Source organism: Streptomyces sp. NPDC093252 (assembly GCF_040683675.1).
In the GTDB taxonomy this organism is placed as follows: Bacteria; Actinomycetota; Actinomycetes; order Streptomycetales; family Streptomycetaceae; genus Streptomyces.
Genome location: NZ_JBFBEM010000004.1, coordinates 508,048 through 523,680, shown reverse-complemented (window position 1 = coordinate 523,680; position 15,633 = coordinate 508,048). Strand labels below are relative to the sequence as shown.

Genomic DNA, 15,633 nt, shown 5'->3' with positions numbered 1-15,633 from the left:
GCTGGGGGCGGGGGGGGAATGTGCGGGTGGGTTGCGGGGATTGCGCAGTTCCCCGCGCCCCTGGGGGGTGGGTGTTTCGTGGTTAGTCGGCTCGGGGGGATTGGGGGATGACCGCGATGGGGGACGCGGCGTGGAGGAGGACCGCTTGGGTTACCGAGCCGAGCATGCGGGCCGGGGCCGTCAGGTGGCGGCGGTGGCGGCCCACGACCGTGAGGGTGGCGTCCCGGGAGGCTCCGACGATCGCGGCGGCGGTGTCGCCGGGGACGGCGAAGGCGTCGGCACGGACGTCGGGGTGGGTCTTGCGGTGGGGGGCGAGGAGGTCGTCCGCGAGGGTGCGGGTCTCCTGCTCGATGGCGTCCTGGTCCAGGGCCGGGGGGAGGATCTCCGCCGGGGTGGTCCAGACCTGGATGGGCCAGGGGTAGGTGGCGACCGCGTGGACCCGGGCACCGCGGCGGGCGGCCTCGCCGAAGGCGAAGTCGAGGACGGCGTCGTCGGGGTTGTCGACCTTCACGCCGACCACCACCCGGGGACCGGGCTCGACCTCGGGGGCGTCGTCGACCTCGCGGCCGGGACGCGGGACGACCACGACCGGGCACGGGGCGTCACGGGAGACGGCGATGCCGTTGGAGCCGAGCAGCAGGCTGGCGAAGCCGCCGCGGCCACGGGAGCCGAGCACGATGAGCTGGGCGGTGTCGCCGAGTTCGGGAAGGACGACGTCCACCGCGCCGTCGATGCCGAGGTATTCGGCGTCGGGGAGGTCGGTGCGGGGGGCGAGGTGGGCGCGGGCGGCGTCCAGGACCTCGTCCTCGACCGGGCCGGGGGGCAGGACCACCGGGGAGCCGGGCTGGGTCCAGGCGGCGTACTGCCGGACATGGACCACCTTCAGGGGCGCCTCGCGTCCCCGGGCGGTGTCCGCCGCCCAGTCCAGGGCCCGCAGACTGTCCTCGGATCCGTCGACCGCCGCGATCACCGGCAGCTTGCTCATGGTCCTCACCTCCGGAATACGACCATCCGCTCCTGGACCGTATCGGGTGATACCGGTCCAGGAACGGCTTCATGCTCGCATGTCGGGGTGGGCGGGGGTCCGGCGGCCCCCTGTGGACCGGGCAGGTCCTAGGTGAGGTCGAACTCGCCCTCCCTCGCGTTCGAGACGAACGCGCCCCACTCCGCGGGGGTGAAGATCAGGGAGGGGCTCTCCGGCCGGCGGCTGTTGCGCATCGCGATGAATCCCTCGACGAAGGCGATCTGGACATCCCCCCGTCCCCGGCTGCTGGACCGCCACTCGGCGTTGCTCAGATCCAGTTCCGGCTTGTCCCATCCCGTGAGCGGCTTGTGGGTGATGGTGGTCTCGGCCACGTCCGTGCTCCTCCCGGTTCCGTCGTCCGCGGGCCAGCCTAGCGATCGTGTCCCGGGGCCGACAGGCCACGTGGGGGGAGTGAGGGGGAGTGCGTTCAGGACTCCGGCGGGCGGTCGCCGAGGAGCGGACCGCGTCGGGGGTGATGCCGTGTTCGTGGAGGTGGGCGTACGGGTTCTTGAGGGCGTTGCGGCGGTCCTTGTGGGCGACGAGGGCGACGAGGGTGCCGAGGGCTTCGGCGGGATACAGCTCGTGAACGCCCGGTGGCCCGGCGACGTATCCGTGGGGAAGGTGGGCCCGGCGGGCCGGGCGGGTCCGCGCCGCCGTCATCGCCCCGTCCGGCCCCGCGCGGGGTCAGTTCGCACGGAAGGAAATCAGGGTGTCGCTCTTCACTCGCCCTCGTCAGGAGCCGTTGCCGGACGCCGATGAGGGGCGGGGGGCGCAGAGGGGGGTGCCGGACTCCGGGGGCGGCACCCCGGCGGGGGCCGGTCGACCCCCGCTCCGGTTCCGGTTCCGGCCTCGGTTCCCGCTCCGGCTGCGGCTCCGGTACCCCCGTGCCGCCCGTGGTGCCGGGGTCGGGGTCTCCGTGCTGGCGGGGGTGCTGGTGTTCGGGGCGCTGCTCATGCCCAACCGGGTCGAGCGGCTGTCGGTCGGGGCGTTCGCGCGGCTTCCGGCGGAGGGGATTCTGCTCGCGGCGCTGCTGCTGGCGCTCCCGGCGCGGGCGCGGCGGATCGCGGCGGTGGTCTCGGGGGCCGCGCTCGGTCTGGTGACGGTGCTGAAGTTCCTGGACATGGGCTTCCACCAGGTGCTGGCCCGCCCCTTCGACCTGGTCTTCGACTGGGTGCTGCTGGACGACGCGGCCGGGTATCTCAAGGAGTCGTTCGGGCGTTCGGGGCAGGTGCTCGCGGTGACCGGGGCACTGGTGCTGCTGGTGGGGCTGCTGGCGCTGATGACGCTGGCCATGGTGCGGATCGCCGGGCTGATGGACCGGCACCGGCACCGCGCCACCCGGACCGCGGTGGTCCTCGGCACCGCGTGGATCACCTGTGTGACGCTGGGGGTGCAGATCGCCGGGGTACCGGTCGCCACCAAGGGGAACACCGAGTTCCTGGGGAACCGGGTGGAGCAGGTGTGGGCGGGGCTGCGGGACGCGAAGGTCTTCGAACGGGAGGCGGCCGTCGACGCGTTCGCCGGCACCCCGCCCGAGGAGCTGCTGACCGGGCTGCGCGGCAAGGATGTGCTGTTCACCTTCGTCGAGAGCTACGGCCGGACGGCGATCGACCATCCGGCGACCGGTGAGCGGATCGGCACCGTCCTGGACGACGGGACGGCGACGCTGGCGGCGGCCGGGTTCAGCGCGCGCAGCGGCTGGCTGCGGTCCCCGGTGACGGGTGCCGGGAGCTGGCTCGCCCACTCGACCTTCCTGTCGGGGCTCTGGGTCAAGAACCAGCAGCGCTACCGCGCCCTCACCGGCGGCGACCGGGCGACGCTGACCAGTTACTTCCGCGAGACCGGGGCCTGGCGCACGGTGGGGGTCGTGCCGGGGGTGCGCCGGGCCTGGCCGGAGGGCGACTACTTCGGACTCGACCACATCTACGACTCGCGGCGGCTCGGCTACGAGGGCCCGTACTTCAGTTGGACGCCGGTGCCGGACCAGTTCGCGCTGGAGGCGTTCGAGCGGCTGGAGCACGGCCGGGCGGACCGGCGTCCGGTGATGGCCGAGATCATCCTCGCCTCCAGCCACAACCCCTGGGTGCCGCAGACCAGGATGCTGGACTGGGACGACCTCGGGGACGGCTCGGTCTTCGACGCGATGGCCGAGGAGGGCGACGACCCCGAGGAGGTGCTGCGCGACAGCGACCGGCTGCGCGCCGCCTACCGGGACTCCATCGCCTACTCGCTGACCTCCCTCGTCCAGTGGCTGGAGCGGTACGGCGACGAGAACACGGTGATGGTCTTCCTCGGCGACCATCAGCCCGTCCCGGCGGTCACCGACGGGCGGGGCGGCATGGAGGTGCCGATCACGGTGGTCGCGAAGGACGGGAAGGTGCTCGACCGGATCGCCGGATGGGGGTGGACGCCGGGGCTGAAACCGGCCGGTGACGCCCCGGTGTGGGGGATGGACGCCTTCCGGGACCGGTTTCTGACGGCGTATGGGACGGGTTCCTGACGGCGGGCGGGGGCGGTTCCTGACGGTGTACGGGGGTGGTTCCTGACGGCGGTATGGGGGCCCGGGTCAGCGGCCGGCCCTGCCCTCGGGCCCCTGTCCCGGCTCGCGGGCCCGGCCCCTCGGCCCTATCGGCGGGCCTGTCCGCGCAGGGAGGCGAGGACCAGGCGGCCGTAGCGGGTGGTGAGGGCCGCGCCGGTCGCGGCGAGGGCGGCGGTGAGGGCGAGGAGGAGGTGCCGGGGGTTCTCGTCGCCGAGGACCTGGAGGATCGACAGGGCGGTGCCCAGGGGCAGGCCGAGGATGGTGAGGACGCCGAGCGCGCCCGCGATCTGCTGGCTCTCCCGGGTCTGGACGAGCCTGCTGTAGTCGGCGGCCTCGGCGAGGACCGCGTCGAAGTGCTCGGGCATGCGGTGCAGGGTGTGGAAGGCGCGCAGCAGCCCGGCGGCGGGGCCGTGCACATTCTGGTGGGGCCGCCAGTAGGCGCTGCGGAAGGCGGCGAGGTCCCGCTCCAGGGCGGCCACCCGGCGGGCGAGCCCGGGTCCGGTGCCGGTGCCGAAGACCGTGGAGAGCTGGTCGGCGAGGGCGTTGAGGTGGTCGCGCTGGACCATGCCGAGCAGCAGGGTGTCGAGGTGGACGGAGCGGATCTGGCCCTGCGCGAAGTCGTAGAAGTCGCCGTCGCCCCGGTCGGGGCGGTGGCCGAGGAAGCCGGTGCCGTGGGTGAGGACCAGGGCGCTCCAGTCGGCGGAGAGCCGGATCGCCTCGGTGGCGACGCGGTCGAGGGTCTGGGGTGTGGCGGGGTTGTCGCGTTCGGCCGCCCGTGCGGCCAGGCCCCGCAGCCAGTTGTCCGCCGAGGCGGGCAGGGCGCCGTCCGCGCGCAGGGCGGCCGGGTGGCCGGTGTCCGGGGTGAGGAAGGCGACGGTGTAGGGCCTGGCTATCGCAAAGGGGTCGGCGGGTGGGCCGGTGTCGGCGGCGGGCCCGAACAGGGCGGCCGGGTCGAGGGGACCGGTGAGGGGGTCGGGCAGGGCGCCGGGGCGGTGGCCGATGGCCCGCAGCACCTCCAGCAGGGCGGGCCCGGCGAGGTCGAAGTGGAGCACGCCGAGGGCCCGGTGGGGGGCGTCGGGGCGGGCGGCGCCGAGGAGTTCGAGGCCGATGAGGGTGAGGGGGCCGGAGGTGACGTTCGCCGCGCGGTGCCAGCGGCGTTCGTACAGGGCCCGCGCCACCGAGGGGGCGAAGTAGGGGCGCCGCCAGTCGGCGTCCCGCCGCCGCTCCCCCGCCGGGAACGGGAACGGGCCACGCGGCCAGTCGGGTTCGCCGGTCAGCCGGACCGGCAGGACGACGGAGACGCTCTGCCGGACGCCGGTGACGGCCCCCAGGTCCCGGCTCACCCGGCGAACCGGTCCCGCAGTTCGCGCTTGAGGATCTTCCCGCCCGCGTTGCGGGGCAGCACATCCACGAAGAAGACCCGTTTGGGGGCCTTGAAGTGGGGCAGCCGGTCGCGGGCGTGGGCGATGAGAGCGGCCTCGGACACCTCGGAGCGGGCGACGACCACCGCGGTGATCGCCTCGATCCAGCGGTCGTCGGGCAGCCCGATCACGGCGGCCTCGGCGACCGCCCCATGGGTGTAGAGGACGTCCTCGACCTGCCGGGAGGCGACCACCACCCCACCGGAGTTGATGACGTCCTTGACCCGGTCGACGACGGTGAGATAGCCGTCGGCGTCCCGGACGGCGAGGTCGCCGGAGTGGAACCAGCCGTCCCGGAACGCCTCGGCGGTCGCCTCGGGATCGTCCCAGTAGCCCTCGCACAACTGCGGCGAGCGGTAGACGATCTCGCCGGGCGTGCCGTGCGGCACGTCCCTGCCGTGCTCGTCCACGAGCCGGGCGTCCACGAAGAGCACGGGGCGTCCGCAGGAGTCCATCCGGCCCTCGTGCTCGTCGGGGCCGAGGACGGTGGCGAGGGGGCCGATCTCGCTCTGGCCGAAGCAGTTGTAGAAGGCGAGGTCCGGGAGCCGGGCGCGGAGCCGTTCGAGGACGGGCACCGGCATGATCGAGGCCCCGTAGTACGCCTTGCGCAGGCCCCGGAGGTCGCGGGTGGCGAAGTCGGGCCGCTGGGACAGGGCGATCCACACGGTCGGCGGGGCGAACAGGCTGTCCGCGCGGCCCTGTTCGACCAGGTCGAGGATCCGGTCGCCGTCGGGGGCGTCGAGCAGGACGCTGGTGGCGCCGACCGCGAGATAGGGCAGCAGGAAGACATGCATCTGCGCCGAGTGGTAGAGCGGCAGGGCGTGCACGGGCCGGTCCCCGGCGCTCAGGTCCAGGGCGGTGATGGCGCTGAGGTACGCGTGGACGAGGGCGCGGTGGGTCATCATCGCGCCCTTGGGCCGGGCGGTGGTGCCGGAGGTGTAGAGCAGTTGGACCAGGTCCTCGGAGCGGGCCTCGTGCCCGTCGTGGGGCGGGGCGCCGGGGAGGCGGGCGAGGAGGGAGCCGTCGGCGTCCCGCAGGGGCAGGGTTCGTACCCCATCGGGCAGGCGGTCGGCGAGGTCCGGGTCGGTGAGGACGAGGGTGGCGCCAGACTGGCGGATCAGGTGGGCGAGGTCGTCACCGGTGAGGTTCTGGTTGACCGGCACATGCACCAGGCCCGCGCGGGCGCAGGCGAGGAAGGCGATGAGATAGGCGTCGGAATTGTGGCCGAAGGCGGCGACCCGGTCCCCGGGCGCGGTCCCCAGGGTGCGCAGCACGCTCGCCGCGCGGGACACGGCGTCGTCCAGGTCCGCGTAGGTCCAGGCGCGGTCGCGGTACTCGACGGCGACGCGGGCGGGGGTGCGGCGGGCGCTGCGGCGCAGCACTCCGTCCACGGTGCTGTGGTGTCCGGGCGTCATGACAGGTGATCCTCGGCGGCCGGGCGGACGAGGTCAAGGGGACCCGGCCGGGCCGGCCTACCGAACAGTAGGCTCCATCCCTCCTTCCCCCCAACGATGTCGGGAGGCTCGATGCGCATCCGTCCGAGACCGCTCATGGTCCTGGCCGCCGCTCTGCTCACCGCCGTTCCGGTGCTGCCCGCCGCGGCGGCGCCGGAGCCGGGCCGCGGCGAGCAACACCCCTCCGGCGGCGGCCTGTCCGCCATCGTCCGCTACACCGAGTACGGCATTCCGCACATCGTCGGGCGCGACTACGCGTCGCTCGGCTTCGGCACCGGCTGGGCGCAGGCCGCGGACCAGGTGTGCACGCTGGCCGAGGGTTTCACCACCGTCCGCGGGGAGCGGTCGCGGTACTTCGGGGCCGACGCGCCCTCGGACGCGGCGCTGTCCTCGGCGGGCCGGAATCTCTCCAGCGACCTGTACTTCCGCGGGGTGCGCGAGGCGGGGACGGTGGAGCGGCTGCTCGCCACCCCGGCTCCGGCCGGTCCGAGCCGGGACGCGAAGGAGCTGATGCGGGGGTTCGCGGCCGGGTACAACGCCTGGCTGCGGCAGAACCGCGTCTCCGACCCGGCGTGCCGGGACGCCGCCTGGGTCCGGCCGGTGAGCGCCCTGGACGTGGCCGCGCGCGGGTACGCGCTCGCGGTGCTCGGCGGGCAGGGCCGCGCGGTGGACGGCATCACCGCCGCGCAGCCGCCGGGTCCCGGCACCGGGGCGGCCTCCCCGGACGGGATGGCCGTGGCGCGCGGCGCGCGGGAGCTGTTCGCCGCGGGCAACTCCTCGATGGGCTCCAACGCGGTCGCGTTCGGCGGCGGTACGACGGCGGACGGACGGGGGCTGCTGCTGGGCAACCCGCACTACCCGTGGGAGGGCGGGCGCCGCTTCTGGCAGGTGCAGCAGACCATCCCGGGCCGGCTGAACGTCTCCGGCGGCGCCCTCCTCGGCACGCCCATGGTCGGTATCGGCCACAACGAGCGGGTGGCGTGGAGCCACACCGTCGCCACCGGCATCACCATGAACCTGCATCAACTGACCCTGGATCCGGCCGACCCGACGGTCTATCTGGTCGACGGCCGCCCCGAGCGGATGACGCGACGCCAGGTCACCGTGGCCGTCGAGGACGGCGCCCCGGTCACCCGCGACCAGTGGTGGACCCGCTACGGCCCGGTCCTCACCTCCCTCGGCCCCGGGATCCCGCTGCCCTGGACCACGGCCACCGCGTACGCGGTCAACGACCCGAACGCGGTCAATCTGCGGCTCGCCGACGCCTCGCTCGGACTCGCCCGCGCCCGCAGCACCGAGGGGGTCCTCGACGCCCTCCACCGCGCCCAGGGCCTGCCCTGGCTGAACACCGTCGCCGCCGACTCCCGGGGCGGCACCCTCTTCACCCAGGCCCAGGTCCTCCCCCGGATCACCGACGACCTGGCCCGCACCTGCTCCACCCCCCTCGGCCGGTTCACCTACCCGGCGTCCGGTCTGGCCGTCCTGGACGGCTCGCGCGGCGACTGCGCGCTCGGCCGGGACCCGGACGCCGTGCAGCCCGGCGTGTTCGGTCCCGCGAAGCTGCCCGTCCTCCGGGACGCCCCGTACGCGGAGAACTCCAACGACAGCGCCTGGCTGGCCAACGCCGACCGGCCGCTGACCGGGTACGAGCGGGTCTTCGGCGACCTCGGCACGGCCCGCAGTCTGCGCACCCGGGGCGCGATCGAGGATGTCTCGGCACTGGCGGAGCGGGGCGGGCTGACGGTGGGGGACCTCCAGGCGTTGCAGTTCGCCAACCGGGTGCCCGCCGGGGATCTCGCGGCGGGCGACGCGGCGCGGGCCTGCGCGGCGCTGCCGGGCGGTACGGCGACCGGCGGCGACGGACGGGCGGTCGACGTGAGCGGGGCGTGCGAGGTGCTGGCCGGCTGGGACCGCACGCTGGACACGGACAGCCGGGGCGCGCTGCTCTTCGACCGGTTCTGGCGGAAGCTGACGGCGGCCGTCCCGGGGGCCCGGCTGTGGAAGGTGCCGTTCGATCCGGCCGACCCGGTGGGCACCCCGCACACCCTGGACACCTCGGTGCCGGGTTTCGCGACCGCGCTGGCGGACGCGGTGGCCGAGCTGCGGGCGGCGGGCATCGCGCTGGACGCGCCGCTGGGCGAGCACCAGGTGGTGGTGCGCGGCGGGCAGCGGATCGCGGTGCCGGGCGGGACCGAGGGGCTCGGGGTGTGGAACAAGATAGAACCGGTGTGGGACCCGGCGGGCGGCTCCACCGAGGTCACCACCGGGTCCAGCTATCTCCAGGCGGTGGGCTGGAACGGCGGCCCCTGCCCGGTGGCCCGCACGCTCCTGACCTACTCCCAGTCCTCCGACCCGGCGTCACCGCACCACGCCGACCAGACCCGGCTGTTCGGCGCCGAGCGGTGGGTGACGTCCCGGTTCTGCGAGCGGGACATCCTGAACTCGCCGGAACTGCGGGTGGTCACGGTACGGGAGAGGGGTTGACCCGGAGGGTCCCGGCGGGTCCCGGCGGGGGGTGCCGCTGGCCCGGACGGTCCCCGGCGGGGGCGCCGCTGACCCGGACGGTCCCCGGCGGGGACGGGGGCGGCGGGGGTGGTTCACAGGGGCCGTTCCCGTCCCCCCAGTGGGGGGGCACTCAGTCGCTGTTTGAGGGCGAGGGCGGCGGCGATCTGCCGTTCGCTGCCGATGCCTCCGGCGGCGAGCACGGGCAGCGGTCGGCGGCGTCGACGTCGGGGGTGAGCACCGTCGTGGCGATCTCCCCGGTGTGGCCGCCCGCCTCGTAGCCCTGGGCGACGGCGATGTCGATCCCGGCCGCCCGGTGCTCGCGGGCGTGCCGGGCGCTGCCCGCGAGCGCGGCGACCGGGATGTCCCGCGCCGGGCGCGGGCGATGACATCGGCGGGCGGGGAGCCCAGCGCGTTGGCGAGGAGCCGGTGGGGCGGCCGAGGGCGGCGTCGAGCCCGTGGGGCCGCCCGCCGACCCGGGAGTCCATCCACCCGGCGACCGCCGTCCGGCTCACCCTGCGCCACAGCTCCCCCGCCCGCGCCGGACTGCTGGACGCCCCGCTGCGCCGGCCGGTCACCGACGCGGAGGCGTTCCGCGACCCCTCCCCCACCCATCCCTGGTACGCGGAGGCCACGGCCGACGGCACCGAGTGGCGCCCGGTGCCCTTCACCGCGGACGCCGGGGACGACCGTCCGGCGGGCACGGTGACGGGCTGGTCGGGCCGCGTCCGGGACGGGGTGACCGCGGGTCTGCCCCCGGCCCCGTCCCTCACCCTCCACCGGCGGTACACGACGGACCGGCTGTACGTGGGGCGGGGGGTACGTGGACGCCCTGCGGGTGACGGCCGACGGGGGCGGCGGGGCGTTCGACGGGAGACGGGTGGGGGACGTGGCGCGGGTGGTGGCGGTGGGGTGGGTGGGGTCGGGGGACCGGGGAGATCACCCGAACGACAGACCGGGCCTGGCGGCAGCCCCCCGCTGCGGGGAAGGTGGGGATCATGGAACCGGAGGCGGTGGGGTTCCGGGGCGGGTTCCCGGAGCCGGAGGGCGTCGCGGAGGCGTACGACCGGGGTGACGCGCGCCGGGCGGTGGAGGCGTACCGCTTCTTCTATCCCGTGGTGTCGATGGAGGGCATCCTGCGCGGGACGCGCGCCGCCGGGGCCGTGGACAACGAGTCCGCGCCCCTGCTGCTGGCCCGCCCGCACCACGTCGGCTTCACCCTCAACTCCGACACGCCCTACCTGGGCGCCGCCCTGGACCTGGGGCTCAGTGGGCCACTGGTGGTCGAGGTGCCGCCGGGGCCGGTCGTCGGGCTGGTCGACGACCACTATCACCGCTGGCTGGTGGATCTCGGGCTGCCCGGCCGGGGCGCCGGGCGCGGGGACCGGGTGCTGCTGCTGCCGCCCGGCCACCGGGAGCCGCCGGAGGCGGAGTCGGCGGGGTACGAGGTGGTGCGCTGCGGGACCTGGCATGTGCTGTGCGTGCTGCGGGCGCTGCCGCTGGGCGGTGATGTGGCACGGGCGAACCGGCTGCTGACGGCCGTACGGGTGTATCCGCTGGGGCGGCGGGAGGATCCGCCGCGGTTCGAGGTGGTGAACCGGGACGACACCCCGATGGACACCACCCCGCTGGCGTGGGAGGACAACCTGGAGTACTGGCGTGTGCTGCACCGGGTGATCGGGGCGGAGCCGCCCGCCGAGGAGCACCGGCCGATGCTGGGGACGCTGGCGGAGCTGGGGATCGAGGCGGGGCGGCGGTTCGCGCCGGAGGCGCGGATGGAGCGGATCCTGACGGAGGCGGCCCGGCAGGGGCGGGACGGGCTGCTGGTGTCGGCGTTCGCGTCCCGGCGGCCGGACCGGACGGTGTGGCCGGACCGGGCCTGGGAGTGGGCGGGGCTGCGGCCGGAGAACGGGGCGTTCGAACGGGCGGGCTCGCTGGACGTGGAGGCGCGGGACCGCTGGTTCGCGCAGGCGATCGTGGCGTCACCGGCGATGTTCCGCCGGGAGCGGGGCGCCGGGTCGCTGTACTGGCTGGGCCTGCGGGACGGCACGGGCGCGTATCTCGACGGCGGCCGGACCTACCGGCTGCGGGTGCCGCTGCCGGTGCCGCGCACCCTGTTCTGGTCGCTGACCGCGTACGACGCCGCGACCCGCTCCGAGGTGCCCGCCGACCAGGGCCAGGCCGCCCTGCGCTCGCTCTTCGACGACCTGGAACCGGCGGGCGCCGCGCACGTCGATCTGTATCTGGGTCCTGCGGCGCCGCCCGCCGGGGCTGGCCGCTGGATCCAGACGGTGCCGGGGCGCGGCTGGTTCGCGTACTTCCGCATCTACGGTCCGGATGACGCGGCGTTCGACGGGCGCTGGCGTCCCGGTGACTTCGAGGCGCTGGACTGAGCGGGCGGGTCGCGGGGAGGGGGTCAGTCGCCGGGGCGCAGGGAGGCGGCCCTGCGGTCGAGGTGCCCGGCGCCGGTGGCGCGGCCGAGCTGCTCCCGGCAGTGGGCCTCGTCCTGGCGGGCGGCGAGGGTGTCGGGATGGTCGGCGCCCAGGGCGCGTTCCCGGGCCTCTGCGACCCGGCGGTACTCGGTGAGGGCGTCGGCCCAGCGGCCCAGCCAGCCCAGGCCGACGGCGACCTCGCGGCGGCTGACCAGGGTGTCCGGGTGGTCGGCGCCGAGGGACCGGGCCCGGAGCGCGCAGACGTCCCGGGACTCGGTCAGGGCCTCCTCCCAGCGGCCCAGCCGCCCGAGGTTGACCCCGAGGCCGTGGCGGGCGCGGAGGGTCTCGGGGTGGGTGGGGCCGTGGACGCGGATGCGGTCGGCGATCAGGTCGCGGTAGAGGGTGAGGGCGTCGGCGCTGCGGCCGAGGCGGCCCAGGCTGATGCCGATCTCGTAGCGGGCGGCGAGGGTGTCGGGGTGGTCGGGGCCGAGGGCGCGGGCCCGTGCCTCGGCGACCTCCCGGTAGGTGAGGAGCGCCTCCGCCCACTGCCCCAACTGGCCGAGCGCGTAGCCGACTTCGTAGCGGGTGACCAGGGTGTCCGGGTGGTCCGGGCCGAGGACCCGGGCGCGGGCGTCGGCGACTTCGCGGGCGGTGCGGTACGAGTCGTCCAGGCGGCCGAGGCGGGACAGGTTGAAGGCGAGGTTGTGGCGGCAGCGCAGGGTGTCGGGGTGGTCGGGGCCCTGGATGCGCTCGCGGACGGCGAGGACGGCGGTGTAGAGGTCGTGGGCGTCCTGGGGCCGCCCGGACTGGCCCAGGACGTAGGCCGTCTCCTGGCGGGCGGCGAGGGTGTCGGGGTGGTCGGGGCCGAGGGCGCGGTGGCGGGCCCCGGCGACGAGGGTGTACTCGGCGAGCGCCTCGTCGGCGCGGCCGGTGCGGCTGAGGGTGAAGGCGATCTCGTAGCGGCTGGCGAGGGTGTCGGGGTGCCCGGCGCCGAGCAGCCGCTCCCGGTCGGCGGCCACCGCCCGGTGCACCTCCCCGGCCTCGGACCAGCGGCCGAGCCGTCCGAGGCTGAGCCCGGCGTTGTGCCGTCCGGCGAGTTCGGCGAGCACCTCGGGGGACGGGGTGGGGGCGGCGGGGCGCCCGGTGTCGGGGCGGGGGATCCAGGCGGCGGTGAGACCGGCCGCCTCGTCGGGCGGCGGGACGGGGCGGGTGGTGGCGCCGGTGGCCCGGCGGCCGGTGGTCATGCCCCGGGTCCAGTTGGGCAGCGGGCCCGCCTCGGCCGGGTCGCCCCCGGGATCGGCCCCGGGCTCGGGCCAGACGACGGACGCGGTCCCCGGCGCCCCCGCCGCGCCCGGCACCCCTGCCGCACCCGGCGCTCCCGCCGTCCCCGGCGCGTCGGCGGGCGCGCCGCCGGGGGGTTCGCTCCGGGGCTCGGACGGGGGGCGGACGGCCGCGCCCAGGGTCGGCACGTAGGGGGGCGTGGCGCGGGCGGCGCTGATCCGGCGGCTCAGTTCATGGGCGTCGCGGGGGCGGGCGTCGGGCTCCTTGGCGAGGAGGTCGAGGATGATCTCGTCCAGGTAGCCGGGGAGTTCGGCGCGGTGGGCGCGGGGCGGGGTGGGCGCGGTGTCCCGGTGGCCGACCAGGATCGCCCAGGGGTCCGCCAGGTCGAACGGGGGTGCTCCGGTGGCGATCTCGTAGAGGACGCAGCCCAGGGAGTAGAGGTCGCTGCGCTGGTCCACCTCGCCGCCGCCGATCTGCTCGGGGGACATGTAGAGCGGGGTGCCCATGGCGACGCCGGTACTGGTGAGCCGGGAGGTGAAGCCGATGTCGTGGCCGAGGCGGGCGATGCCGAAGTCGCAGATCTTCACCGTGCCGTCGGTGAGCCGGACGATGTTCGCGGGCTTCAGATCCCGGTGCACGACCCCTTGTTGATGGGTGTAGGCGAGGGCGGCGGAGACCTGTCCGGCTATCTCCACGACGTCGTCGACGGCCAGTGGGTGCTGCCGGTTGTCGTCCAGCAACTGGCTGAGGTTGCGGCCCTCCAGCAGTTCCATGACGAGGAACAGCACGCCCTCGGACTCGCCGAAGTCGTGGACGACGGTGATGCCGCGGTGCTGGAGCGCGGCGGCGACCCGGGCCTCCCGGCGGAACCGCTCACGCAGCACCCGGGTGAAGTCGGCGTCGTGCTGGGGGCCCATCGGCTTCAGGCACTTCACGGCGACCTGCCGCCCCAGTGACTCGTCGCGCGCCCGCCACACCTCGCCCATGCCGCCGCGCCCGACCTGGTCGAGCAGCCGGTACCGGCCCTGGATCAGCCTGGTCTCCGCCATCGCCCGCAGTCGCCCCCGTCACCGTTGCCGCGCCCTCCCCTGGCCCGTCCAGTATGCGACCGCCCGCCCGGCGTCGAACGCCGCCGGACACCCGTCACCGGACTCCGGACCCCACCCCATGTGATCGGGAGCGGGGCCAGCGTAACCGCGAGCGGAGGGTCCGCGACACGCGCGGGGGCCGCCGGAAGGGGGCAATCGCCCTGTTCCGGCGGGGGTTTCGGGGCGTCCGGGACATCTGTGGTGAACTCCGGCGGGGGCGCCTCCCTGGGGGCCGGGTGCGGTCAGCGGCGGACCCGGGGCAGGTCGATGACGCGGCGGCCGTCGGTCGGCTCGGTGTCCATGGCCCGGCGCTGGACGTCGGGCGCGGCGCGGATCGCCATGGTGCCGTGGGCGACGGGGACGCGGATGTTCTCGTAGTGGCCGGCCGGGGTGACGGCGGACTCCGGGAGGATTTGGCGATAAAAGGGGTATTTCGACTGGTCGTGGCACTCTTTTGGGGGTATCCATGAGGTATGAGCAGCGCACCGATGTATCTGGCAGCGCCCAGCGGACTGCTCAGCCTCGTCCTCTTCGTGGTCGCGGTGGCAGTCCTCGCCGTTCTGGCGGGCAGCTTCTGGCTGGGCAATCGGATCAAGGACCGTGAGCCGCCGCCGCCACGGCCCGAGGAGCAGCCCCGGCCGCCGGAGACCGGGCCGGTCCACGAGGTGCTGGAGAACCGCGAGCCGGACGAGGTCCCCAAGGTGCCCAAGGGCGGTCGCGCCCTCACCCCCTACGAGCTGACCAATATGCAGACCAAGCCGGGGACGGGCAAGGACCGGCCGCGCTGGAGCAAGGGCAGCAGCGGGTCCTTCGGCGGGGGCGGGCTCGGCGCCCACTGAGGGCGGCTCGGCGATCGAGGCCCCCGCTGAGCGCGCCCGGCCATGGGCGCGTCCGGCCATGGGTGGGCGCCGGTCCGCTGAGGCCCTGGAGGGTGCCTGTCCCCTGAGGACCTCGCTGAGGCTCCTGGGCCTCACGCCCGCTTTCCCGGGCTGCCCGGCCCACCCCCGTCGAACCCCGCGTAGAACGCCGCCGCCATGTCCTCCCCGCCGTGCCCCTGGGCCTCCGCGCGGGCGAAGCGGGCGGCGCTCGCGGCGACCAGGTCCAGGCGGACGCCGTGCCGCTCCCCCGCCTCGACGATCAGCCGGGCGTCCTTCGCCGCCGTGGTGACGGCGAACTCGGGCGGGGTGAGCCGTCCCTCCCGCAGCAGTGCGGCCTTGTTGCGCAGCAGCGGGGTGTCCAGGGGGCCGCCCTCGATGGCGTCGAAGAAGCTCTGCGGGTCGACGCCGAGCGCCTCGCTGAGGCCGAGGATCTCGCCGGTGGCGTTGGTGGCGGTGACCAGCCAACTGTTGGCGACCAGCTTCAGCCGGGTCGCGCCGCCCGCGGCGGCGTCCTCGCCGGTCCACACGGTCCGCGCGCCGATGGCGTCGAAGACGGGGGTGATCCGCTCGCGTCCCGCGGCGGGTCCGGCGGCGAGCACGGTCAGCTTCCCGGCCTCCGCCGGGCCCCGGGTGCCGAGGACCGGCGAGTCGTAGAAGGGGACGCCGTGCTCGGCGGCGGTCACGGCCAGCGCGGCGATGTCCTCCAGGCTCGCGGTGGTCGTCTGGGCCCAGACGGTCCCGGTGCGCAGCGCGGGCAGGGCGCGGCCGATGACCTCCCGGACCGTGCCGCCGTCGTAGAGCATGGTCACCACGGCGTCGGCCTCGCGCACCGCGTCCGCGGGGGTGTCGGCGACGGTGACCCCGTCGGCGGTCAGGTGCTCCGCCTTGGCGCGGCTGCGGTTCCAGGCGATGACGGTGTGCCCGGCGCGGGCCAGGTCGCGGGCCATCGCCGAGCCCATGATGCCGGTGCCGAGGACGGAGACGGTGAGCGGGTCGTTCATGGCGGCGGGTGTC

General features: G+C 75.4%; 11 protein-coding genes and 1 pseudogene. 5 read left to right on the top strand and 7 right to left on the bottom strand.

Going from position 1 to position 15,633, the window contains the following annotated elements; all coding sequences use genetic code 11:
• Positions 1-82 precede the first annotated feature (82 nt).
• The gene (locus AB0O01_RS11190; protein WP_365312280.1) at positions 83-985 is read right to left on the bottom strand and encodes a universal stress protein; all 903 of its coding nucleotides are present in this window, start codon (positions 983-985) and stop codon (positions 83-85) included.
• A gap of 128 nt (positions 986-1,113) precedes the next feature.
• A complete protein-coding gene (locus tag AB0O01_RS11185) occupies positions 1,114-1,356 on the bottom strand; it encodes a DUF397 domain-containing protein (protein WP_365312278.1) in 243 nt (80 codons plus the stop codon).
• A gap of 377 nt (positions 1,357-1,733) precedes the next feature.
• Between AB0O01_RS11185 and AB0O01_RS11180 the strand changes: the two genes are divergently transcribed.
• The gene (locus AB0O01_RS11180) at positions 1,734-3,524 is read left to right on the top strand and encodes a sulfatase (RefSeq protein WP_365312276.1); all 1,791 of its coding nucleotides are present in this window, start codon (positions 1,734-1,736) and stop codon (positions 3,522-3,524) included.
• 125 nt (positions 3,525-3,649) lie between these two features.
• Here AB0O01_RS11180 and AB0O01_RS11175 read toward each other — a convergent pair whose 3' ends face one another.
• Both AB0O01_RS11175 and AB0O01_RS11170 read right to left on the bottom strand, forming a co-directional pair.
• On the bottom strand, positions 3,650-4,906 hold the full coding sequence (locus AB0O01_RS11175) for a hypothetical protein (protein WP_365312275.1): 1,257 nt from the start codon (positions 4,904-4,906) through the stop codon (positions 3,650-3,652).
• The gene (locus AB0O01_RS11170; RefSeq protein ID WP_365312273.1) at positions 4,903-6,399 is read right to left on the bottom strand and encodes an acyl-CoA synthetase; all 1,497 of its coding nucleotides are present in this window, start codon (positions 6,397-6,399) and stop codon (positions 4,903-4,905) included. The genes AB0O01_RS11175 and AB0O01_RS11170 overlap by 4 nt, the downstream gene beginning before the upstream one ends.
• A 111-nt stretch (positions 6,400-6,510) precedes the next feature.
• Between AB0O01_RS11170 and AB0O01_RS11165 the strand changes: the two genes are divergently transcribed.
• Positions 6,511-8,922, top strand: a complete 2,412-nt coding sequence (locus tag AB0O01_RS11165) for a penicillin acylase family protein (protein WP_365312271.1) — start codon at positions 6,511-6,513, stop codon at positions 8,920-8,922.
• A 151-nt stretch (positions 8,923-9,073) separates the two neighbouring features.
• Here AB0O01_RS11165 and AB0O01_RS11160 read toward each other — a convergent pair whose 3' ends face one another.
• Positions 9,074-9,304 (bottom strand): nitronate monooxygenase, encoded by a 231-nt coding sequence (locus AB0O01_RS11160; protein WP_365312458.1) that lies wholly within the window; start codon positions 9,302-9,304, stop codon positions 9,074-9,076.
• A 263-nt stretch (positions 9,305-9,567) separates the two neighbouring features.
• On the opposite strand from AB0O01_RS11160, the pseudogene AB0O01_RS11155 reads away from it, so the two are divergent.
• Positions 9,568-9,778, top strand: a pseudogene (locus AB0O01_RS11155) (serine hydrolase); the annotation flags it as partial.
• Positions 9,779-9,938: 160 nt separating this feature from the next.
• Positions 9,939-11,333, top strand: a complete 1,395-nt coding sequence (locus AB0O01_RS11150) for a DUF1214 domain-containing protein (protein ID WP_365312269.1) — start codon at positions 9,939-9,941, stop codon at positions 11,331-11,333.
• Between the two features lie 23 nt (positions 11,334-11,356).
• On the opposite strand, the gene AB0O01_RS11145 is transcribed toward AB0O01_RS11150, so the two are convergent.
• Positions 11,357-13,702 (bottom strand): serine/threonine-protein kinase, encoded by a 2,346-nt coding sequence (locus AB0O01_RS11145; RefSeq protein ID WP_365312267.1) that lies wholly within the window; start codon positions 13,700-13,702, stop codon positions 11,357-11,359.
• Between the two features lie 512 nt (positions 13,703-14,214).
• Here AB0O01_RS11145 and AB0O01_RS11140 point away from each other — a divergent pair.
• Positions 14,215-14,580: a DUF6479 family protein gene (locus AB0O01_RS11140; RefSeq protein ID WP_365312265.1), complete on the top strand. Its 366-nt coding sequence runs from the start codon at positions 14,215-14,217 to the stop codon at positions 14,578-14,580.
• 131 nt (positions 14,581-14,711) lie between these two features.
• Here AB0O01_RS11140 and AB0O01_RS11135 read toward each other — a convergent pair whose 3' ends face one another.
• Positions 14,712-15,620, bottom strand: coding sequence for an NAD(P)-dependent oxidoreductase (locus tag AB0O01_RS11135; RefSeq protein WP_365312264.1), 909 nt, complete (start codon positions 15,618-15,620; stop codon positions 14,712-14,714).
• Between the last annotated feature and the right edge of the window lie 13 nt (positions 15,621-15,633).

Coding starts and splice junctions, on each gene's coding strand:
- AB0O01_RS11190 (WP_365312280.1), bottom strand. CDS start 985: ATGAGCAAGCTGCCGGTGATCGCGGCGGTCGACGGATCCGAGGACAGT.
- AB0O01_RS11170 (WP_365312273.1), bottom strand. CDS start 6,399: ATGACGCCCGGACACCACAGCACCGTGGACGGAGTGCTGCGCCGCAGC.
- AB0O01_RS11165 (WP_365312271.1), top strand. CDS start 6,511: ATGCGCATCCGTCCGAGACCGCTCATGGTCCTGGCCGCCGCTCTGCTC.
- AB0O01_RS11150 (WP_365312269.1), top strand. CDS start 9,939: ATGGAACCGGAGGCGGTGGGGTTCCGGGGCGGGTTCCCGGAGCCGGAG.
- AB0O01_RS11145 (WP_365312267.1), bottom strand. CDS start 13,702: ATGGCGGAGACCAGGCTGATCCAGGGCCGGTACCGGCTGCTCGACCAG.
- AB0O01_RS11140 (WP_365312265.1), top strand. CDS start 14,215: ATGAGCAGCGCACCGATGTATCTGGCAGCGCCCAGCGGACTGCTCAGC.
- AB0O01_RS11135 (WP_365312264.1), bottom strand. CDS start 15,620: ATGAACGACCCGCTCACCGTCTCCGTCCTCGGCACCGGCATCATGGGC.